This window comes from Streptomyces sp. NPDC056987 (genome assembly GCF_042673865.1).
Classification (GTDB): domain Bacteria; phylum Actinomycetota; class Actinomycetes; order Streptomycetales; family Streptomycetaceae; genus Streptomyces.
Map to the genome: position 1 here is coordinate 481,346 of NZ_JBHURV010000001.1, position 20,405 is coordinate 501,750.

Consider the following 20,405-nt stretch of genomic DNA (forward strand, 5'->3'; position numbering starts at 1 on the left):
CCCAAAAGAAAGGGGAACCCGGCCGACGCAGGGGGCGCTCCCCGCCGGCCGGGTCCCTTCCCGTGCGGCGGGGGAGGGTCGCACCCCGGTGCGGTCATACGCCGGTGTGCAGTGCGATCCGTTCGTCTCCCGCGTACACGTTCATGGAGGGGCCGCGGAGGAAGCCGACGAGGGTGAGCCCTGTCTCGGCGGCCAGGTCCACGGCGAGCGACGACGGTGCGGAGACCGCCGCCAGTACGGGGATGCCCGCCATGACGGCTTTCTGCGCCAGTTCGAAGGAGGCGCGTCCGGAGACCAGGAGGATGGCCCGGGAGAGCGGCAGGAGGTCCTGGCGCAGGGCGCGGCCGACGAGTTTGTCGACGGCGTTGTGGCGGCCGACGTCCTCACGGATGTCGAGCAGTTCGCCGTCCTCGGAGAAGAGGGCCGCGGCGTGGAGCCCCCCGGTCCGGTCGAAGACCGCCTGCGCCGCCCGCAGCCGGTCGGGGAGGCCGGCGAGCAGGGCGGGTTCGACCCGGACCGGGGGAGTGTCGCGTATCGGGAAGCGGGCGGTCGTGCGGACGGCGTCGAGGCTGGCCTTGCCGCACAGCCCGCACGAGGAGGTGGTGTAGACGTTGCGTTCGAGGGTGATGTCGGGGACGGGGACGCCGGGGGCGAGCTGGACGTCGACGACGTTGTAGGTGTTGCTGCCGTCGGCCTGCGCGCCCGCGCAGTAGACGATGGACCGGACGTCGGAGGCGGCGGCGAGGACGCCTTCGCTGACGAGGAAGCCGGCCGCGAGCGCGAAGTCGTCGCCGGGGGTGCGCATGGTGATGGCGAGAGGTTTGCCGTTGAGGCGGATCTCCAGGGGTTCCTCGGCGACCAGGGTGTCGGGGCGGGTGGTGACGATCCCGTCCCGGATCCGGATGGTGCGGCGGCGCTCGGTGACCCGTCCCATGGTGATCAGTCCTACTCGTTGCTCGTGGAGATGTCGGCCCGTTCAGCGCTGCTGTACGTGCTGGAAGCCGAAGCGGCCTTTGATGCAGAGGTTGCCGTGGGTCACGGGGTTGTCGTGCGGTGACGTGACCTTCACGATCTCATTGTCCTGTACGTGGAGCGTCAGGTTGCAGCCGACGCCGCAGTAGGCGCAGATCGTAGTGGTCTCGGTCTGTGCCGTCTCGTTCCAGGTACCCGCGGCGCGCATGTCGAACTCGGATTTGAAGCTGAGGGCTCCGGTGGGGCAGACCTCGATGCAGTTGCCGCAGTAGACGCAGGCGGAATCGGTGAGCGGCGCGTCGTGCTCGGTGGAGATCCGGGCGTCGAAGCCGCGGCCGGCGACGGAGATCGCGAAGGTGTTCTGCCATTGTTCGCCGCACGCGTCGACGCACTTGTAGCACTGGATGCACTTGTCGTAGTCGCGGACGTAGAGATCGTTGTCGATCTTGGGTTCCTCGTCGAGCCGGGCCGCGTCAGGGCCGAAGCGGGCCGGCTTCGCCTCGTACTCCTTGATCCACTCGGCGGCCCTCGGCGTGGTCGAGAGGTCCGTCGCCGAGGCGAGGAGTTCGAGGACGATCTTTCTGCTGTGCCGGGCGCGCTCGCTGTCCGTGACGACGGTCATGCCCGGTTCGGCGCGGCGGGAGCAGGCGGGGGCGAGCGTCCGGGCGCCCTCGACCTCGACCACGCAGACGCGGCACGCGTTCTTCGGGGTGAGGGTGTCGCCTTCGCAGAGGGTCGGGATGTCCTTGCCCGCGGCGCGGCAGGCGTCGAGGATCGTGGCGCCCTCGGGGACTCTGGTCTCCTGGCCGTCGAGGGTGAACTCGACCAGCCGGCGCGGCGGCTGGAGCGGTATCGCGGTCACAGGGCTCCCTCGGTCTTGTGGGCGGAGTCGTAGACACCCAGTCGGTCGATGGCGGATTCGACGGCGTTCCAGGCGGTCTGCCCGAGTCCGCAGATGGAGGCGTCCTTCATGGCCCGGCCGACCTCGCGCAGCAGCGCGATGTCGCCGGCCGCGGCGGCGCCCGTACGGTCGGCGATCCGGTGCAGGGCCTCCTCCTGACGGACGGTGCCGACCCGGCAGGGCACGCACTGCCCGCAGGACTCGTCGCGGAAGAACTCGGCGATGCGCAGCAGCATGCGGGGCAGTTCGACGGTGTCGTCGAGGACGAGGACGACGCCGGAGCCGAGTGTCGTGCCGGCGGCGCGGGTGCCTTCGAAGGTGAGCGGGATGTCGCGTTCGTCGGGGCGTACGAAGCCGCCGGCGGCGCCGCCGAGCAGGATGGCGCGTACGGTGTCCGGCGCGTCGGCGAGGTCGAGGAGTTCGCCGAGGGTGGCGCCGAAGGGGAGTTCGTAGATGCCGGGGCGGCCGACGTTCCCGGAGACGCAGAAGAGTTTGGGGCCGGTGGATCCGGCGGTGCCGGTCGCCGCGTACGCCTGGGCGCCGCCGGTGAGGATGGGCAGTACGTTGATCAGGGTCTCGACGTTGTTCTCGGCGGTCGGCTTGCCGAACAGGCCCTGTTCCACGGGGAACGGCGGTTTGGAGCGTGGCTCGCCGCGGTAGCCCTCGATGGAGTTGAACAGGGCGGTCTCCTCGCCGCAGATGTACGCCCCGGCGCCGCGGCGGATCTCGATGTCGAACGCGTAGCCCTGGCCGAGGATGTCGTCGCCGAGCAGTCCGCGGGCGCGCGCCCGGTCGATGGCGTGCTGGAGCAGGCGCAGGGCGCGCGGGTACTCGCCGCGCAGGTAGAGGAAGCCGCGGTGCGCGCCGACCGCGTATCCGGCGATGGTCATCGCCTCGACGAGGGAGTACGGGTCGCCCTCCATGACCACCCGGTCCTTGAAGGTGCCGGGTTCGGATTCGTCGGCGTTGCAGACCAGGTAGTGCGGGTGGGCGGGCTGGGCGGCGGTGGCCTGCCACTTGCGCCCGGTGGGGAACGCGGCGCCGCCCCGGCCGACCAGACCGGAGTCGGTCACCTCGCGGATCACTCCGGCGGGCCCGAGGTCGAAGGCCCGGCGCAGCGCGGTGTAGCCGCCGTGGGCGCGGTAGTCGTCGAGGCTGTACGGGTCGACGACGCCGACGCGGCGCAGCAGGGTGAGTCCGGGCTGCCCGGCCTGCGGGACGGCGCTCGCGGCGCCGGGTTCGGCGGGGGCCGCGAGGGGTTCGGCCGCGGCGCGCACCACGGCGTCGGCGGTGGCGGGCGCGACGACGGCGGTGGCGTACGGGCGGGCCGGCGGGTCCTGCGCGGCGGCGGTCCCGGCCGGGGCGCCCGCCTGGACGAGGAGCGCGGCGGGGGCCCGTTCGCACAGACCGAGACAGGGACTGGGCTGCCAGACGAGCCCTCCGGCGGCGGTGTCCCCGGCGCCTGGGCCCGCGGTGTCCGTGCCCCCGGCGGCCGTGGCCCCGGCCGCGGTGCCGACGTCCGCCGTGCCGCCCCCCGCGGTCGCGCCGCCCGCCGAGTCCGAGGCCGCGGTGCCGTCCCCGGCCGTGCCGCTGCCCGCCGATATGCCCGTGCCGCCCCCCGCGGTCGCGCCGCCCGCCGAGTCCGAGGCCGCGGTGCCGTCCCCGGCCGTGCCGCCGTCCGCCGGTATGCCCGTGCCGCCGCCCGCCGGGGCTCCCACCGGGGTGCCCGCCGGGCCGAGGCGTCGTTCCAGTTCGGCGCGGAGGCCGGTGGCGCCGCGGCTCGCGCAGGCCAGGTCGGTGCAGACGTGCAGCACCTTCGCGGGGCGCGGCCGGACGGCGAACATCGCGTAGAACGTGGCGACGCCGTACGCCTCCGCCGGGGGTACGGTCAGCCGCCGGCAGAGGTAGTCCAGGGCGCCCTCGCTGATCCAGCCGACCCGGTCGTTGACCGCGTGCAGCCCCGGCAGCAGCAGATCGCGCCGCTCGCGCGCCTCCCGGCCGCCGCGGGCCCAGCGCAGATCCGTGTCCGTACGGTCGTCCGCGCCCTCCCAGGCGGAGCCGGGCGGGCCGAGGAGGGCGTCGACCGCCGCCCGTTCCTCGTCGGTCGGTTTGCTGTCACCGAAGCGCAGATCCACCTGTTCAGCTCCTTGTCGGGAGGGGCAGCTTCTCGATCCGGATCGCGGACGCCTTGAACTCGGCGGTGCCCGCGATCGGGCAGTTGGCCTCGATGGTGAGCTGGTTGGTGTCCACCTCGTCCGGGAAGTGCATGGTCATGAAGGCCAGCCCCGGGCGCAGCCCCGGGTCGATCCAGACCGGTGCCTGGACGGTGCCGCGCCGGGAGCTGATCCGTACCTCCTCGCCGACCGTCACCCCGTACCGCTCGGCGTCCTCCGGGCACAGCTCGACGTACTCGCCCCGGCGCAGCGGGGAGGCGAAACTCCCGCTCTGCACACCGGTGTTGTACGAGTCGAGCCGGCGTCCCGTGGTGAGCCTGATCGGGTAGCGGTCGTCGGTCAGGTCGACCGGCGGGTCGTGCCGGACGAGGCCGAAGGGGGCCCGCCTGCCGCGCCGTTCCGGGTCGTTCTCCCACAACCGGCCGTGCAGGAAGGTGGGTTCGAGCCGTTCGGTGTCGGGGCACGGCCACTGGATGCCCTGGTGCTCCGCCAGCCGTTCGTAGGTCATGCCGTAGTGGTCGGGGGAGACCGACCGCAGCTCGTTCCAGACCGACTCGGCGTCCGCGTACTTCCAGGCGTGGCCGAGGCGGCCCGCGAGGTCGCAGATGATGTCGATGTCCTCGCGTGCCTCGCCGGGCGGTTCCACGGCCTTGCGGACGCGCTGCACCCGGCGTTCGCTGTTGGTGGTGGTCCCGTCGGTCTCGGCCCACGCGGCGGTGGCGGGCAGTACCACGTCGGCGAGTTCGGCGGTCTTCGTGAGGAAGATGTCCTGCACCACGAGGCAGTCGAGCCGTCGCATCCGCTCCACGGCCTGTTCGCTGTCGGCCTCCGACTGGGCCGGGTTCTCGCCGATGCAGTAGACCGCCCTGAGGGCGCCGGTCTCCATCGCCTCGAACATGTCGGTCAGGTTGAGCCCGTAGCGCGGCTGGATGACGGTGTCCCACGCGGTCTCGAACTTCCGCCGTACGTCCGGCTCCAGGATGTCCTGGAAGCCCGGCAGCCGGTTCGGGATGGCGCCCATGTCGCCACCGCCCTGCACGTTGTTCTGGCCGCGCAGCGGCTGCACCCCGGAGCCGTACCGTCCGACGTGCCCGGTGAGCAGCGCGAGGTTGATCAGCGCGCGTACGTTGTCGGTGCCGTTGTGGTGCTCGGTGATGCCCAGGGTCCAGCAGAGCTGGGCGCGTTCGGCGCGGGCGTAGGCGTGGGCGAGGTCCCTGATCGCCTCGGCGGGCACCCCGGTCACCTGTTCCGCCGCCGAGAGGGTCCAGGGCTCGACCTCGGCCGCGTACGCCTCGAACCCGGACGTGGCGCGCTCGATGAACGACGCGTTGTGCAGCCCCGCGTGGATGATCTCGCGGCCGACGGCGTGGGCCATCGGGATGTCCGTGCCGACGTTCAGCCCCAGCCAGCTCTCGGCCCACTCGGCGGTGGAGGTGCGGCGCGGGTCGACGGCGTACATCCGCGCGCCGTTCCTGATGCCGCGCAGGACGTGCTGGAAGAAGATCGGGTGCGCGAAGCGGGCGTTGGAGCCCCACATCACGATCAGGTCCGTGTGGTCGACCTCGCCGTACGAGGAGGTGCCGCCGCCGGAGCCGAAGACGGCGGAGAGCCCGGCGACGCTCGGCGCGTGGCAGGTCCGGTTGCAGGAGTCCACGTTGTTGGTGCCCATCACCACGCGTGCGAACTTCTGCGCCACGTAGTTCATCTCGTTGGTGGCGCGGGCGCAGGAGAACATCCCGAACGCGCCGCGCGCGGCGCCGAGTCCCTCGGCCGCCCGGTCCAGCGCCTCGTCCCAGGACGCCGGGCGCAGGGGGCCGCCCTTGGTGTCCCGCACCATCGGATGCGTGATGCGGGCGTATGTCTTCGGCGTTCGGTCTCGCTTCTTCACGCTGCGCTCTCCTCGGAGTGAGGGCCGGCGGTCGCACACAAGGTCATTGCATACAGTATTCTGTAGGCGGGTGCGCAACGGAAGCCCTGTGGAAGGGATTCGGCCACGCACCCGCCGGATCAGGCGGCGGCGCCGCGGGCCAGCAGGTCGGAGATCGCGCCCACCGTGCGGAGCGTCGGGACGTCCACGCCGGTGATCTCCGCGAGCTCCACGACGGCGGCGAGCAGGACGTCCAGCTCCAGGGGTTTGCCCTTCTCCAGGTCCTGGAGCGTGGAGGTCCGGTGGTCGCCGACCCGTTCCGCACCCGCGAGGCGCCGCTCGACGGAGATGGCGGGGTGGCAGCCCAGCGCCGCCGCGACCCGCAGGGACTCCACCATCATCAGCTCGATGACCTCGCGGGTGGAGCGGTGCAGGCACATCTCCCGCATGGTGGCGCGGGTCAGCGCGCTGATCGGGTTGAAGGAGATGTTGCCGAGGAGCTTGATCCAGATGTCCTCGCGCAGTTCGGGCTCGACCGGGCACTTGAGGCCGCCCGTCCGCATGGCCTCGCTGAATTCCAGACAGCGCGCCGAGACCGAGCGGTCCGGCTCGCCGATCGAGAACCGGGTCCCTTCGAGATGCCGGACCACGCCGGGACCCGCCAGCTCCGTCGCCGCGTACACCACGCACCCGATCGCACGCTCGGGCGGCAGGACCGCGCTGACGGAGCCGGCGGGGTCGACGCTCTCGACCCGCCGGCCGTCGTACGGGCCCCCGTGGCCGTGGAAGTACCACCAGGGGATGCCGTTCTGGGCGGCGACGACCGCCGTGCGCTCCCGGAGCAGCGGCGCCACCAGCGGCCCGCACGCCGCGTAGGAGTTCGCCTTCAGGCCCAGGAACACGTAGTCGACCGGACCTATGCCGTCCGGCCGGTCGGTGGCGTGCACCCGTGCGGTGAAATCCCCGCGCGGGCTGCGCACCCGGACTCCGTACTGCCTCATGGCCGCCAGATGCGGTCCACGGGCGATGAGATGGACATCGGCGCCGGCCCGGTGCAGGGCGGCTCCGACATAGGCGCCGATGGCTCCGGCGCCGACGACTGCGACTTTCACGGTGAGGCTCTCCGTTCGGTTGAGGGGACCGAGGGAAGGCGTGTGCCTGCCGACTGCACGGTCGGCGATATATTGTCTACAGTATGGAGTTCTGGCCGACAAGGCTCCTGTGCGGTATGCGGTCGGCAAACTCGCCCGCTGAAAGATCTTCCCAACAGGGCATCCGGGTTCCTAGAGTCCGGACATGACCCCACCACTCGCACCCGCCGGCTGGAGCCGCTGGCTGGTGCCCCCCGCCGCGCTGTCGGTGCACCTCTCGATCGGCCAGGCCTACGCCTGGAGCGTGTTCAAGCCCCCGCTCGAATCCGCGCTCGGTCTCTCCGGCACCCAGAGCGCCCTCCCGTTCCAACTGGGCATCGTGATGCTCGGTCTGTCGGCCGCCTTCGGGGGCACCCTCGTCGAACGCAACGGGCCGCGCTGGGCGATGACCGTCGCCCTGTGCTGCTTCTCGTCCGGCTTCCTGATCGCCGCGCTCGGCGCCGCCACCGAACAGTTCTGGCTGATCGTCCTCGGCTACGGGTTCGTCGGGGGGATCGGCCTCGGCATCGGCTACATCTCCCCGGTCTCCACCCTGATCAAGTGGTTCCCCGACCGGCCCGGCATGGCCACCGGCATCGCCATCATGGGCTTCGGCGGCGGCGCGCTCATCGCCTCGCCGTGGTCCGCGCAGATGCTGAAGTCGTACGGCACGGGTTCGGAGGGCATCGCGTACGCCTTCCTGACGCACGGCCTGGTGTACGCCGCGTTCATGACGCTCGGCGTGCTGCTGGTCCGCGTGCCCCCGCCCGGCTACCGGCAGAAGGCGCCGGAGGGCGCGGACGGGAAGGCGCCTCAGGCGGCAGCGGGCTCCTTGATCTCCACCGCGCAGGTCTCCGCGAAGTCCGCCGTGCGTACCCCGCAGTTCTGGTGCCTGTGGCTCGTCCTGTGCATGAACGTGACCGCGGGGATCGGGATCCTGGAGAAGGCCGCCCCGATGATCACCGACTTCTTCGCGGAGACGTCGACGCCCGTCTCGGTCTCGGCCGCCGCCGGGTTCGTCGCGCTGCTCTCCGCGGCCAACATGGCGGGCCGGATCGGTTGGTCCTCCACCTCGGACCTGATCGGCCGGAAGAACATCTACCGCGTCTACCTCGGCGTCGGCGCGGTCATGTACCTGCTCATCGCGCAGTTCGGCGACTCCTCCAAGCCGCTCTTCGTCGTCTGCGCGCTGGTGATCCTCTCCTTCTACGGAGGCGGCTTCGCCACCATCCCGGCCTATCTCAAGGACCTGTTCGGCACGTACCAGGTGGGCGCGATCCACGGCCGCCTGCTCACCGCGTGGTCCACCGCCGGCGTCCTCGGCCCGCTCATCGTCAACTGGGTCGCCGACAGCCAGGAGGAGGCGGGCAAGAGCGGCGCCGGGCTCTACGGGCTCTCCTTCACGATCATGATCGGTCTGCTCGTCGTCGGCTTCGTCGCCAACGAACTCGTCAGGCCCGTCCACCCCCGTCACCACGTTCCCGCACCGAGGGAGGCAGCCGATGACCAGCTCGCAGGCGAACAGCGCCAGCACTCCTGAATCCGGCCGTACCGGTCTGATCGTCTTCGCCTGGCTTTGGGTGGGGATCCCCCTCGCGTACGGTGTGTACGAGCTGGTCCTGAAGGCCGCCCAGCTTTTCACCGGATGAGGCGGAGTCTCCAAGCCGCGCGGTGGAATCCTGTTGATTCCCCTGCACCCCTACCGGCGAGTCGCTGACGAGACTGGAGCATTCCTGTACGTCGACGAAGAGGGGGTCCGGGACATGACCGGAACTCGTATCGCCGCGCTGGGGCACTATCAGCCCGCCAAAGTGCTCACCAACCACGACCTGGCGGCGATGGTCGACACCAGTGACGAATGGATCACGAGCCGGGTCGGGATCAAGACCCGGCACGTGGCGGGTCCCGAGGAGCCGGTGGACGAGCTGGCCGCGTACGCGGGCGCCAAGGCGCTCGCCGCGGCCGGTCTCGACCCGGCCGACATCGACATGGTGCTGGTCGCCACCTCCACGGCGATCGACCGGTCACCGAACACCGCCGCGCGGGTCGCCGCCCGGCTCTCCATGGAGGCGCCGGCCGTCATGGACCTGAACGTGGTGTGCGCGGGCTTCACCCACGCCCTCGCCACCGCCGACCACGCCGTACGGGCGGGCTCCGCCTCGCGGGTGCTGGTCATCGGCGCGGACAAGATGGCCGCGATCGCCGACTGGACGGACCGTACGACCTGCGTCCTGGTCGGCGACGGCGCGGGCGCGGCCGTCGTCGTGGCGACCGGCGACGACGAGGAGCCGGGGATCGGCCCGGTGCTCTGGGGGTCGGTGCCTGAGATGGGGCACGCCGTACGGATCGAGGGCACCCCGCCGGTCTTCGCGCAGGAGGGCCAGTCCGTCTACCGCTGGGCGACCACCCAGCTCCCGCCGATCGCCCGCAAGGTCTGCGAGCGGGCCGGTGTCACGCCCGAGGACCTGGCGGCCGTCGTGCTGCACCAGGCGAACCTGCGGATCATCGAGCCGGTCGCCCAGAAGATCGGCGCGGTCAACGCGGTCATCGCCCGGGATGTCGTGGAATCGGGCAACACGTCCGCCGCCTCGATCCCGATGGCGCTCTCCAAGCTCGTGGCGCGCGGCGAGGTCGCGTCCGGGGCTCCCGCGCTGCTCTTCGGCTTCGGCGGCAACCTCTCCTACGCGGGTCAGGTCATCCGCTGCCCATGAACCCGGCGGATCTCGGTAGACTGTAGACGATAGCCAATGTGGTGATGCCCTCACATGTACGGTGCGGGCACTCCGCCGGCGGCTGTCGCCAACCGTCACCGTCATCGACACTGCCGGCCAGGAGGGGGACCGCGATGCTGTCCGCGAAGTTGGCGCAAGGATCCGTGCCCAGGCTCGAAAGACCGGGTCCACTGCGGGAGCGCGTCTACGAGGCCCTGCTCGAACTGATCACGACCCGGGCGCTCCAGCCGGGCCAGCATCTCGTCGAGAGCGAACTCGCGGGCCATCTCGGGGTGTCGAGGCAGCCGGTGCGCGAGGCGCTCCAGCGCCTCAACACCGAGGGCTGGGTCGATCTGCGCCCGGCGCAGGGCGCGTTCGTCCACGAACCGACCGAGGAGGAGGCCGACCAGCTCCTCTCGGTCCGTACGCTGCTGGAGGCGGACGCCGCCCGGCTCGCCGCCGCCAACTCCGGCACGGCGGGGATCGCCGCGCTGGAGGAGCTGTGCGCCCAGGGGGAGCGCGCCGTGGCCGACGACGACGTGGACCTGGCGGTCGCCACCAACGCCGCCTTCCACGCCAAGGTGATGGAACTGGCGGGCAACCTCGTCCTGGCCGAACTGGCCGCGCAGGTGGACCGCCGGGTCCGCTGGTACTACACACCGGTCGCCCGGCAGCGCGGCCATCAGTCCTGGATCGAGCACCGCGAGCTGATCGCGGCGATCTCGGCACGGGACGAAGGGCGCGCCACCGAGATCATGAAGGCCCACACGGAGCACACGCGCACCACGTACCACCAGCGCGCACGGGACTGACCGGGAGCTGCCCAAGAAGGCGCCGGACGGGTCACGCCGTGCGGCAGAGGGCATGGTCGATCAGGTCGCGCAGGGCGTCCTCCTGGCGGGCCGCTGTCTGCGGATCCGCCGGGCGGCTGTGTGCGGAGACGGTGATGGCGCGTCGACCATCGGTCGTGGTGGCGGCCCGGATGAGATAGCCGAAGCCGCTTCCACCGTGCCCGAGGTAACCACCGCCGCAGGACAGAGGGGTGAAGAACAGACCCAGGCCGTCCCGGGTGCCCGTGGGGTGGCCGCTGTCCTGCGGCACCGGGACGGCGGTTCGCATGGCGGCGAGAGCGGCGGGCGTCAGCAGCCGTCCGCCGACCAGGGCTGTGAAGAAGTGATTGAGCTCGCGGGCCGTGCCGGTCATCGAGCCGTCGGCCCCGCTGTCGAAGGGACGGTAGGGGATCGTGGTGTCGACCATTGGCCCGTCCTCGGCGAACTGCTGGTAGTTGGCCGCGTGTGGGCGCGGGAGGAAGGGCCAGGTGCCGGGGGTGTCCGTGTGGCGCAGCCCGAGAGGTCGCAGGATGCGGTCGTGGACCTGCTGTTCCCAGGAGTGGCCGGTGACCTTCTGGATGATCATTCCGGCGAGCACGTAGTTCGTGTTGGAGTATGCCCAGTCTGTTCCCGGCGGGAAGGCGGGCTTGTGGCGCATGGCCATGGCGACCAGCTGTTCGGGCCGGTAGGCGTGCCACCGGTTGGTGTAGTACGTCTGGGCGCTTGGGTCGGGGAACACGTCGGCCGTGTAGTCGTACAGGCCGCTGGTGTGCTGCAGCAGATCGCGGATCGTGATGGTCCGGCCGTCGTTGTCGGCACCGGACACGACCCCGGGCAGCAGTTGCTCCACCGTCCGGTCGAGCGTCAGCCGCTTCTCGTCGACCAGTTGCAGGACGACGGTGGCGACGAACGTCTTGGTGATACTGCCCAGACGCAGATAGCCGTCCTTCGGAACCGGGCGGCGACCGACCAGGTCACTGACGCCGGATCGGGCCGTGACGGTCCCGTCCGGGGTCTCCAGGCGGACCGACACCCCCGTGACCCCGGCAGCGTGCAGCATGTCGGCATCACGCTGAATGGACAGGTCCACGGCGGAAGGGCGTGGCGTGGCCGCCGAAGCTCCAGCGGTTGGCACGGCCGACACGGCTAACGTCAGGACAGCGGCTGACACCCATGAACGGCGAAAAATCATGGACCGAGGCTAGGCGCGACAGGTGCTGCCACCCATCCGGGCCACCCCCGGACACACCGGGGTGCTAACGGGATGGACACCACCCCGGCAGTAGGAACCCGGACCGTGCATGAGACAGACCTGAATCGGCACTCACGAGAGCACGAGAGCGCTCATGCCTGCGCGTATCCACCGTCGGCGAAGAACTCGGCACCGTTGACGTAGCTCGACGCGTCCGAGGCGAGGAACGTCGTCACGGCGGCGATCTCCTCGGGCTCGGCGAGCCGGCCGAGGGGTACAGCGCCTTCGGCCTGCTTGAGCATCTCGGGTGTGACCAGCTCAAGCAGACCGGAGGTGCGCGTACCGCCCGGGGACACGACGTTGACCCGGAAGCCGTGTGCACGCGCGCTGAGGGCCCAGCCGCGGGCGAGCGTGCGGATTGCGGCCTTCGACGCCGCGTAGATCTCAAGTCCCGGGTTGGGGCGTGTCGCAGCGGTCGAACCCGTCAGGATGACCGAAGCGTTGGTGCTGAGCAGCGGCAGCGCCTGCTGGAAAGTGAAGATCGTTCCCTTGACGTTGGTGGCGAACACCGAGTCGATCAGATCTTCCGTCACCTCGCCGAACGGCGCCGCGGTGCCGACACCGGCGTTGGCGACCAGCACGTCGATGCGTCCGGCCCGGTCGCGCACGGTGCTGTAGAACGCATCGAGCTCCGAGGGCACCGAAGCATCGCAGACCACGCCGGTCACGCCAGGTCCGAGCTCGGCAACCGCGGCGTCGAGCGCGTCCTTGCGGCGACCGGTGATGAACACCGTGGCGCCCTCGTCGCGGAATGCGCGCGCGGTCGCGAACCCGATGCCGGTGCTGGCTCCGGTGATCACGGCGACCTTGTTCTCCAAGACGGCCATGCCGCCCTCCTTCAAGTTATGGACTGTTGCGTCCATAACCTTCCCCGATATGGACCGTGCGGTCAAGATTGCTTCGGTATCCGGGCTTCCCGGTGCGGCGCCGGAGTGGGCAGCAGTCGTGCCAGGGCGGACCGGGCTGTCGCGGCGAGCGTTCCGATGTCCATGCCGGTACGCCCGAGAGCGATGAGGCCGAGTTGCGCGACGAGGGCCGCGCGGGCGGTCTCGGAAGGGTCGATGCCGGGGTCGAGGTCGCCTTCGCTCCGGGCGCGCTCCAGCGCCGCGGTGAGGATGGTCGCGATCGCGTCGTAGCTGCGGCGAGCCTCGGCCGCGACGTCCGGGGTGCCGGTCGCAAGCTCGGCGTTGCTGTTGGCCAGCAGGCAACCCCGACGCGCGACTGCCCCGGTCGGATCGCCGGTCAGGCCGAGCACGAACTCGCGCACCACGTCGATCCCCCGCGCAGCGGAGGCCAGGCGCTCGCGCAGCATCAGCAGGTTCGCGTCGTCGTAGTCGCGCAGCACCCGCAGGAACAGGCTGCGTTTGTCTCCGAACGCGCCGTAGAGGCTGCCTTTGCCCAGCCCGCTCACGCGCAGCAGGTCGTCCATCGATGTCGCCGCGTAGCCCTTGTCCCAGAACTCGTCACGGATGGCGAGAAGTACACGATTTTCATCGAATTCACGAGGTCGAGGCATGCCTGCACCATACTAGTTCTGGACTGTATGGGCCATAACGGACTCCGGGGTGCCATGTGCCCGGCCCGGCTCGGGAAAAGACGCGCGTCCCGGTGGGCGAAGCCGGGGTTTTGGTCACTGTGGTGTTGCCGATGTCGCGTTTTGTTTGTTTTGACGTGTTTGTCCGATGGGTCGCTCGTCTTTGTCCTCGGTGTGGAGAAAGTTGGTACCGATTCCTGCGCAACTTCTTCCCACCGTGGGCAAGCGCTGCTACGTTCCCTCGAAAGCGCGACGTACAGGCTCACCGAAGGGCCCGGTCGCACACACCGACGTACACCGACACATACGGCCGAGAAGGCGGGGAGGGGCGCGTGAGACGCATGACGGCACGACCCGCAAACGCTCACCAGGCGCGACTGCTCCGGCTGCTCCGCGACGGTGGACCCAACTCCCGTGCCCAGCTCGGGGACCAGGTCGACCTCTCCCGCTCCAAGCTCGCGGTCGAGGTGGACCGGCTGCTGGAGACCGGCCTCGTCGTGGCCGACGGGCTCGCCGCCTCGCGCGGCGGCCGGCGTTCCCACAACATCCGGCTGGCGCCCGGCATGCGCTTCCTCGGTGTCGACATCGGCGCCACCTCCATCGACGTGGCCGTCACCAACGCCGAGCTGGAGGTCCTGGGCCATCTCAACCACCCGATGGACGTCCGCGAGGGCCCCGTCGCCGTCTTCGAGCAGGTCCTCGTCATGGCCGCCAAGCTCAAGGTCACCGGACTGGCCGAGGAGTTCGACGGCGCGGGGATAGGGGTGCCGGGCCCGGTGCGCTTCCCCGAGGGCGTGCCGGTCGCGCCGCCGATCATGCCCGGCTGGGACGGCTTCCCCGTACGGGAGGCGCTCAGCCAGGAACTGGGCTGCCCGGTCATGGTCGACAACGACGTGAACCTGATGGCGATGGGCGAGCAGCACGCGGGCGTCGCGCGCTCCGTCGGCGACTTCCTCTGCGTCAAGATCGGTACGGGCATCGGCTGCGGCATCGTCGTCGCCGGTGATGTCTACCGGGGCACGACCGGCAGCGCCGGCGACATCGGCCACATCCAGGTCGAGAAGGACGGCCGCCCCTGCGCCTGCGGCAACAAGGGCTGCCTGGAGGCGTACTTCAGCGGCGCCGCGCTCGCCCGGGACGCGGAGGACGCGGCCCGCACCGGCCGCTCACCCGAACTGGCCGCCCGGCTGGCCGAGTCGGGGGGACCGCTCACCGCCGTGGACGTCGCCGCCGCCGCGGCGGCGGGAGACCCGGCCGCCCTCGAACTCATCCGGACCGGCGGCAACCACGTCGGCCAGGTCATCGCCGGCCTCGTCAGCTTCTTCAACCCCGGTCTCGTGGTGATCGGCGGCGGGGTGACCGGCCTCGGCCACACCCTGCTGGCCAGCGTACGGACCCAGGTCTACCGGCAGTCCCTGCCGCTGGCCACCGGCAATCTCCCCATCGTCCTGGGCGAGTTGGGCCCGACCGCCGGGGTCACCGGCGCGGCCCGGCTCATCAGCGACCACCTGTTCTCACCGGCCTGACGCCGGTGCAGCACCACTGATCCGCCCCGCACCACCCGTACCACCACCGCACCACCCGTACCCACCGGGACCCAGGTCCCACCGGAAGTACCGCGCCACCCGCACCACCGTGCCACCGCGCGACCCGTACCACCCGTATCACCCGCACCACCGCGTGATCCGTACCCACCGGTACGAGCCGCACCACGTACGACACACCGCACACCGCACCTCGCGGGAGCGGTGAAACACACCGCATACCGCACCTCGCACACCGCACCTCGCACGAGCCGCAACACTCGCACGAGCCGCGCCGTATCCGTACCCCGCACCCTGCCCGTGGGCCGCCGTGTCCCGCAGGCGGGCCGCTATCCGCCGAGGGGATTCGCCATGGCACCACCTCCACCACCGACCCCGCTGCTCACCATGTCCGGCATCACCAAGACGTTCCCAGGCGTCCGCGCCCTCGACGGTGTGGACCTGGAGGTCGAGGCCGGTGAGGTGCACTGTCTGCTCGGCCAGAACGGCGCCGGCAAGTCCACCCTCATCAAGACGCTCGCCGGAGCCCACCAGCCCGACGGCGGTGTGATCACCTGGCAGGGCGAGACGGTCACCCTCAAGTCGCCCATCGCCGCGATGCGGCTCGGCATCGCCACCATCTACCAGGAACTCGACCTGGTGGAAGGGCTGTCGGTCGCCGAGAACATCTTCCTCGGGCACGAGCCGACCACCGCCGGGTTCGTGGTCAGGGGCCGTGAGGCGCGGACCAGGGCGACCGCGCTGCTGGCCCGTCTCGGCCACCCCGAGATCCAGGCCACCCGCGCCGTCGGTTCGCTCTCCGCCGCCCAGCAGCAGATCGTCTCGATGGCCCGCGCCCTCTCCCACGACGTACGGCTCATCGTGATGGACGAGCCGTCCGCGGCCCTCGACCCCGACGAGGTCGACAACCTCTTCCGCATCGTCGACACCCTCACCGCCGACGGTGTCGCCGTCATCTACATCTCCCACCGGCTGGAGGAGATCCGGCGCATCGGCGACCGGGTCACCGTCATCAAGGACGGGCGCACCGTCGCCGTCGCGCTGCCGGCCAAGGAGACCCCGACCCGCGAGGTCGTCGCGCTGATGACCGGGCGGAACGTCGAGTACGTCTTCCCCGAGCGGCCCGGGGACTCCGGTACGGAGAGCGGCGCCGCGCGCCCCGAACCCGTACTGCGCGTCGAAGGGCTCGCCAGGGAAGGGGAGTTCGCCCCGGTCGACCTCGAACTGCGGCCCGGCGAGATCGTCGGGCTCGCCGGACTCGTCGGCTCCGGGCGCTCCGAGATCCTGGAGACGATCTACGGGGCGCGCAAGCCGAGCGCGGGCCGGGTCCTGGTCGACGGGGTGCCGCTGCGACCCGGCAGTGTGCGCGCCGCCGTCCGCGCGGGGCTGGGCCTCGCGCCCGAGGAGCGCAAGGCCCAGGGCCTGCTGCTGCTCGAATCCGTCACCCGCAACGTGTCGGTGTCCTCGCTGGGCCGCTTCTCCCGGGGCGGCTGGCTCGACCACACCGCCGAGCGCACCGCCGCGCAGACCGCCACCAGGGAACTCTCGCTGCGTCCCGACAACCCGGACGCCCGTATCCGTACCCTCTCCGGCGGCAACCAGCAGAAGGCGGTCCTCGCGCGCTGGCTGCTGCGGGGCTGCCGGGTGCTGCTGCTCGACGAACCGACCCGCGGTGTCGACGTGGGCGCCCGCGCCGAGCTCTACGCCGTGATCCGCCGGCTGGCCGACGAAGGCCTGGCCGTACTGCTCGTCTCCAGTGAGGTCCCCGAGGTCCTGGGCCTCGCGGACCGGGTGCTCGTGCTCCGGGAGGGCCAGGTCGTCCACCGGGCGCCGGCCCAGGAGCTGGACGAGCACCGTGTACTCGATCTTGTGATGGAAGGGAGTCCGACGCCATGACACAGCCCGCCTCCGAGGAACGGCGGGGCGGGCCCGAAGACGCCCCCGCGTCCGGGCCTCCCACTTCGCTCGCCAAGCCGGCCGCATCGGCCGCGCCGGCCGACACCGGGCACACCACCAAGGCCGCCCAGGCCGCCAAGTCGCCCCAGGGTGGCGGCGGTTGGCGCGACCTCGGGATGCGTCTCGATGTCCGTAACCTCTCCCTGCTCGGGGTGCTCGCCGCGCTGATCGTGGTCGGCGGCATCACCAAGCCGGACCAGTTCCTCGACACCAGCAACCTCCAGCTGGTGCTGACCCAGGCGTCGGTCATCGGTGTGGTCACCGTCGGCATGACCTTCGTGATCACCAGCGGGGGCATCGACCTGTCGGTCGGCGCGATCGTCGCCCTCGCCTCGGTGTGGGCCACGACCCTGGCCACCCAGGAGTACGGATTCGCCGGGATCCTCTTCACCGCGGTCCTCGTCGGACTCGGCTGCGGCCTGGTGAACGGGGTGCTGATCGCGTACGGCGGGATGGTGCCGTTCATCGCGACCCTCGCGATGCTCGCCTCCGCCCGGGGGCTCGCGCTCCAGATCACCGACGGCAAGACCCAGATCGTCACCGTGACCTCGGTCCTCGACCTCGGTGTCCCCGACTCGTACCTCCTGGGGATACCGCCGCTCGTCCTGGTCTTCGCCCTGGTCACCGTCATCGGCTGGCTGATCCTGAACCGTACGACCTTCGGCCGGCGCACCGTCGCCGTCGGCGGCAACGCCGAGGCCGCCCGGCTCGCCGGGATCGACGTCCGCAGGCAGCGGCTCTACCTCTACCTCCTGTCCGGGCTGTGCTGCGGGATCGCGGCCTTCCTGCTGATCATCCTGGCGGGCTCGGGACAGAACACCAACGGAAACCTCTACGAGCTGGACGCCATCGCCGCGGCGATCATCGGCGGCACACTGCTCAGCGGGGGCCGTGGCACCATCGTCGGCTCCGTCCTCGGGGTCCTCGTCTTCACCACGATCACCAACATCTTCGCTCTGAACAACCTCCAGAGCGACGTCCAGCAGATCGCCAAGGGCGCCATCATCGTCGCCGCCGTACTGGTCCAGCGCCGCACCGCGCGCAACGGCGAGGCCTGACCTCCCGCCTCGCACCCGCCCCCTGTCGTACCGCCCTATCCGAAGGGTTGAACCGCCATGCCAGAAACCAGCCGCAGAGGACTGCTGTTCGGCACCGCCGCGATCTCCGCCGGTGCCCTCCTCACCGCCTGTACCAGCAACGAGCCCGCCGCGAGCAAGGAGACGGCCGCCGACACCGCGCCCGCCGCCGACGACAAGCCGGGCAAGCCCCTCACCATCGGTTTCGCCGGGCCCCAGGCCGACCACGGCTGGCTCAACGCGATCAACGAGCAGGCCAAGTCGCGCGCCAAGAAGTACTCGGAGATCACGCTCGACATCACCGAGGGCTCCAACGACATCGCCGCGCAGATCGGCCAGGTCGAGACGCTCATCAACAAGAAGGTCGACGTCCTGGTGATCCTGCCGGCCGACGGCAAGGCGCTCACCCAGGTCGGCCTGAAGGCCATGCGCGCCGGGATCCCGGTCATCAACCTCGACCGGATCTTCTCCAACCCGCAGGCGTACCGCGCCTACATCGGCGGCGACAACTACGGCATGGGCGTCAGCGCCGGCAACTACATCGGCCAGCGGCTCAAGGACAAGCCGAACGCCAAGGTCATCGAGCTGGCCGGGGTCGACGGCCTGGAGCTGACCCAGCAGCGCACCCAGGGGTTCGACGACGCGCTGAAGAACTACCCGAACATCAAGAAGGTCGCCCGTCAGGCGGCCGAGTTCACCGTCGAGTCCGGCCAGGCGAAGATGGCGCAGCTCCTCCAGGCGCAGTCCTCCTTCGACGCGCTGTGGAACCACGACGACGACCAGGGCGTGGGCGCGCTGCGCGCCATCCAGCAGGCGGGCCGCAAGGACTTCCTGATGGTCGGCGGCGCCGGGGCCAAGTCGGCGATGGACGCGATCAAGGCCGACAACAGCGTGCTCAAGGCCACCGTTCTCTACCCGCCGACGATGGCCGCCTCCGCCATCGACCTGGCCCGCGCCCTGGGCAACGCCAAGGGCATCAGCGGGATGGCGGAGCTGGAGATCCCCGCCTCGGTCACCCTCTACTCGGCCGTGGTCGACAAGGACAACGTCGACCAGTACCTGCCCACCGGCTTCAACTAGTCCAGGGCCTGGAGCGGACCCGCCCGTGCCGGAAGGGGCACGGGCGGCGCTGGGCAACCCCCCACCGAGCGAGAGACGAGGAGTACTCCGTATGACCTCCAGTGAAGCGGCGGAGCAAGCAGCCGGTGCACCGCCGACACTCGGCGTCGGCATGGTCGGATACGCGTTCATGGGAGCCGCCCACTCGCAGGGGTGGCGGACCGCGGGACACGTCTTCGACCTGCCGATGCGGCCCGTGCTCGCCGCGATCTGCGGCCGGGACCGGGACGGTGTCCGGGCCGCCGCCGAGAGACACGGCTGGGCCGCCGCCGAAACGGAGTGGCGGGAGCTGATCGCGCGCGACGATGTGCAGGTGGTCGACATCTGCACGCCCGGGGACAGCCACGCGGAGATCGCGATCGCCGCGCTGGAGGCGGGCAAGCACGTCCTGTGCGAGAAGCCCCTCGCCAACTCGGTGGCCGAGGCCGAGGCGATGGTCAGGGCGGCGCGGGCCGCGCGCTCCCGCGGCCAGCTCGCCATGGTCGGCTTCAACTACCGCCGGGTGCCGGCCGTCTCGTACGCCCGGCAGCTCATCGAGGAGGGCCGGCTCGGCACCCTGCGCCATGTGCGGATCACCTACCTCCAGGACTGGCTGGCCGATCCGGCGGCCCCGCTGACCTGGCGGCTCAAGCGCGAGCACGCCGGGTCGGGGGCGCTGGGCGACCTGGGCGCGCACATCGTCGATCTGGCGCAGTTCCTGACGGGGGAGCCCCTGGTGGGGGTCTCGGCGCTCACCGAGACCTTCGTCAAGGAGCGGCCCGTGCTCAGCGGCGCCACCGCCGGCCTGTCCGGGGCGGGCGGTGCGGAGACCGGCGCCGTGACGGTCGACGACGCCGCGGTGTTCACCGGGCGGCTGGCCTCGGGCGCGCTGGCCTCCTTCGAGGCGAGCCGGATGGCCTCGGGGCGCAAGAACGCGCTCCACCTGGAGATCAACGGCGAACTCGGCTCGCTCGCCTTCGATCTGGAGCGGCTGAACGAGCTGTCGTTCCACGACCACACCGAGCCCGCGCCCTCGTCCGGCTTCCGCCGGATCCTGGTCACGGAGCCGGAGCATCCCTATCTGGAGGCGTGGTGGCCGCCGGGCCACGGGCTGGGGTACGAGCACACGTTCGTGCACGAGGTGCGCGATCTGGTCGAGGCGGTGGCCGCCGGGCGCGATCCGGTGCCGTCCTTCGAGGACGGGCTCCAGGTGCAGCGGGTGCTCGCCGCGGTGGAGGACAGCGCCGCGAAGAACGCGGTGTACACGCCCGTACCGCAGGGGCACGACGCGTCGCCGGCCGGGGAGCCCGCGGCGGCAGCGGCGCAGCAGCTTTCCTAGAGACTCCGGTAATTCTTAGAA

General features: G+C 70.9%; 17 protein-coding genes. 9 read left to right on the plus strand and 8 right to left on the minus strand.

Annotated features, from left to right (window positions below):
* Nucleotides 1-94 precede the first annotated feature (94 nt).
* The 5 genes from fdhD to ACFTZC_RS02115 form a co-directional block, all read right to left on the minus strand.
* Complete coding sequence (fdhD, locus tag ACFTZC_RS02095; RefSeq protein WP_382885894.1) at nucleotides 95-934, minus strand: formate dehydrogenase accessory sulfurtransferase FdhD; 840 nt, start codon at nucleotides 932-934, stop codon at nucleotides 95-97.
* A gap of 42 nt (nucleotides 935-976) precedes the next feature.
* On the minus strand, nucleotides 977-1,834 hold the full coding sequence (locus ACFTZC_RS02100; protein WP_365808907.1) for a 2Fe-2S iron-sulfur cluster-binding protein: 858 nt from the start codon (nucleotides 1,832-1,834) through the stop codon (nucleotides 977-979).
* Nucleotides 1,831-4,008 carry an NADH-ubiquinone oxidoreductase-F iron-sulfur binding region domain-containing protein gene (locus ACFTZC_RS02105; protein WP_382885896.1) on the minus strand — a complete coding sequence of 726 codons (2,178 nt, stop codon included), beginning with the start codon at nucleotides 4,006-4,008 and terminating at the stop codon, nucleotides 1,831-1,833. The genes ACFTZC_RS02100 and ACFTZC_RS02105 overlap by 4 nt, the downstream gene beginning before the upstream one ends.
* 4 nt (nucleotides 4,009-4,012) lie before the next feature.
* Complete coding sequence (locus ACFTZC_RS02110; protein ID WP_382885898.1) at nucleotides 4,013-5,935, minus strand: molybdopterin oxidoreductase family protein; 1,923 nt, start codon at nucleotides 5,933-5,935, stop codon at nucleotides 4,013-4,015.
* A 119-nt stretch (nucleotides 5,936-6,054) separates the two neighbouring features.
* The gene (locus tag ACFTZC_RS02115; RefSeq protein WP_382885900.1) at nucleotides 6,055-7,026 is read right to left on the minus strand and encodes a 2-dehydropantoate 2-reductase; all 972 of its coding nucleotides are present in this window, start codon (nucleotides 7,024-7,026) and stop codon (nucleotides 6,055-6,057) included.
* A 184-nt stretch (nucleotides 7,027-7,210) separates the two neighbouring features.
* On the opposite strand from ACFTZC_RS02115, the gene ACFTZC_RS02120 reads away from it, so the two are divergent.
* The 4 genes from ACFTZC_RS02120 to ACFTZC_RS02135 all read left to right on the plus strand — a co-directional run bounded on the left by ACFTZC_RS02120 (nucleotide 7,211) and on the right by ACFTZC_RS02135 (nucleotide 10,567).
* A complete protein-coding gene (locus tag ACFTZC_RS02120) occupies nucleotides 7,211-8,584 on the plus strand; it encodes an OFA family MFS transporter (protein WP_382885902.1) in 1,374 nt (457 codons plus the stop codon).
* Nucleotides 8,547-8,693, plus strand: a complete 147-nt coding sequence (locus tag ACFTZC_RS02125; protein ID WP_382885904.1) for a hypothetical protein — start codon at nucleotides 8,547-8,549, stop codon at nucleotides 8,691-8,693. The genes ACFTZC_RS02120 and ACFTZC_RS02125 overlap by 38 nt, the downstream gene beginning before the upstream one ends.
* Before the next feature lie 114 nt (nucleotides 8,694-8,807).
* Entirely contained in the window at nucleotides 8,808-9,755 is a 948-nt protein-coding gene (locus tag ACFTZC_RS02130) for a beta-ketoacyl-ACP synthase III (RefSeq protein WP_382885906.1), read from the plus strand.
* Between the two features lie 134 nt (nucleotides 9,756-9,889).
* Nucleotides 9,890-10,567 carry a GntR family transcriptional regulator gene (locus tag ACFTZC_RS02135; RefSeq protein ID WP_382885907.1) on the plus strand — a complete coding sequence of 226 codons (678 nt, stop codon included), beginning with the start codon at nucleotides 9,890-9,892 and terminating at the stop codon, nucleotides 10,565-10,567.
* A 31-nt stretch (nucleotides 10,568-10,598) separates the two neighbouring features.
* Here the strand turns inward: ACFTZC_RS02135 and ACFTZC_RS02140 are convergent, their stop codons facing one another.
* The 3 genes from ACFTZC_RS02140 to ACFTZC_RS02150 all read right to left on the minus strand — a co-directional run bounded on the left by ACFTZC_RS02140 (nucleotide 10,599) and on the right by ACFTZC_RS02150 (nucleotide 13,353).
* A complete protein-coding gene (locus tag ACFTZC_RS02140; RefSeq protein WP_382885909.1) occupies nucleotides 10,599-11,645 on the minus strand; it encodes a serine hydrolase domain-containing protein in 1,047 nt (348 codons plus the stop codon).
* Nucleotides 11,646-11,929: 284 nt separating this feature from the next.
* Nucleotides 11,930-12,664, minus strand: a complete 735-nt coding sequence (locus ACFTZC_RS02145; RefSeq protein WP_382885911.1) for an SDR family NAD(P)-dependent oxidoreductase — start codon at nucleotides 12,662-12,664, stop codon at nucleotides 11,930-11,932.
* Between the two features lie 62 nt (nucleotides 12,665-12,726).
* On the minus strand, nucleotides 12,727-13,353 hold the full coding sequence (locus tag ACFTZC_RS02150; RefSeq protein WP_382885913.1) for a TetR/AcrR family transcriptional regulator: 627 nt from the start codon (nucleotides 13,351-13,353) through the stop codon (nucleotides 12,727-12,729).
* A gap of 359 nt (nucleotides 13,354-13,712) precedes the next feature.
* Here ACFTZC_RS02150 and ACFTZC_RS02155 point away from each other — a divergent pair, with 359 nt between their 5' ends.
* The 5 genes from ACFTZC_RS02155 to ACFTZC_RS02175 all read left to right on the plus strand — a co-directional run bounded on the left by ACFTZC_RS02155 (nucleotide 13,713) and on the right by ACFTZC_RS02175 (nucleotide 20,384).
* Nucleotides 13,713-14,897: an ROK family protein gene (locus ACFTZC_RS02155; protein ID WP_382885915.1), complete on the plus strand. Its 1,185-nt coding sequence runs from the start codon at nucleotides 13,713-13,715 to the stop codon at nucleotides 14,895-14,897.
* Between the two features lie 369 nt (nucleotides 14,898-15,266).
* The gene (locus tag ACFTZC_RS02160; RefSeq protein ID WP_382885917.1) at nucleotides 15,267-16,811 is read left to right on the plus strand and encodes a sugar ABC transporter ATP-binding protein; all 1,545 of its coding nucleotides are present in this window, start codon (nucleotides 15,267-15,269) and stop codon (nucleotides 16,809-16,811) included.
* Nucleotides 16,808-17,929 (plus strand): ABC transporter permease, encoded by a 1,122-nt coding sequence (locus ACFTZC_RS02165; protein WP_382885919.1) that lies wholly within the window; start codon nucleotides 16,808-16,810, stop codon nucleotides 17,927-17,929. Before ACFTZC_RS02160 ends, ACFTZC_RS02165 begins: the two co-directional genes overlap by 4 nt.
* Nucleotides 17,930-17,986: 57 nt before the next feature.
* The gene (locus tag ACFTZC_RS02170) at nucleotides 17,987-19,027 is read left to right on the plus strand and encodes a substrate-binding domain-containing protein (RefSeq protein ID WP_382885921.1); all 1,041 of its coding nucleotides are present in this window, start codon (nucleotides 17,987-17,989) and stop codon (nucleotides 19,025-19,027) included.
* A 91-nt stretch (nucleotides 19,028-19,118) separates the two neighbouring features.
* Nucleotides 19,119-20,384: a Gfo/Idh/MocA family protein gene (locus ACFTZC_RS02175; RefSeq protein WP_382885923.1), complete on the plus strand. Its 1,266-nt coding sequence runs from the start codon at nucleotides 19,119-19,121 to the stop codon at nucleotides 20,382-20,384.
* Nucleotides 20,385-20,405 lie beyond the last annotated feature (21 nt).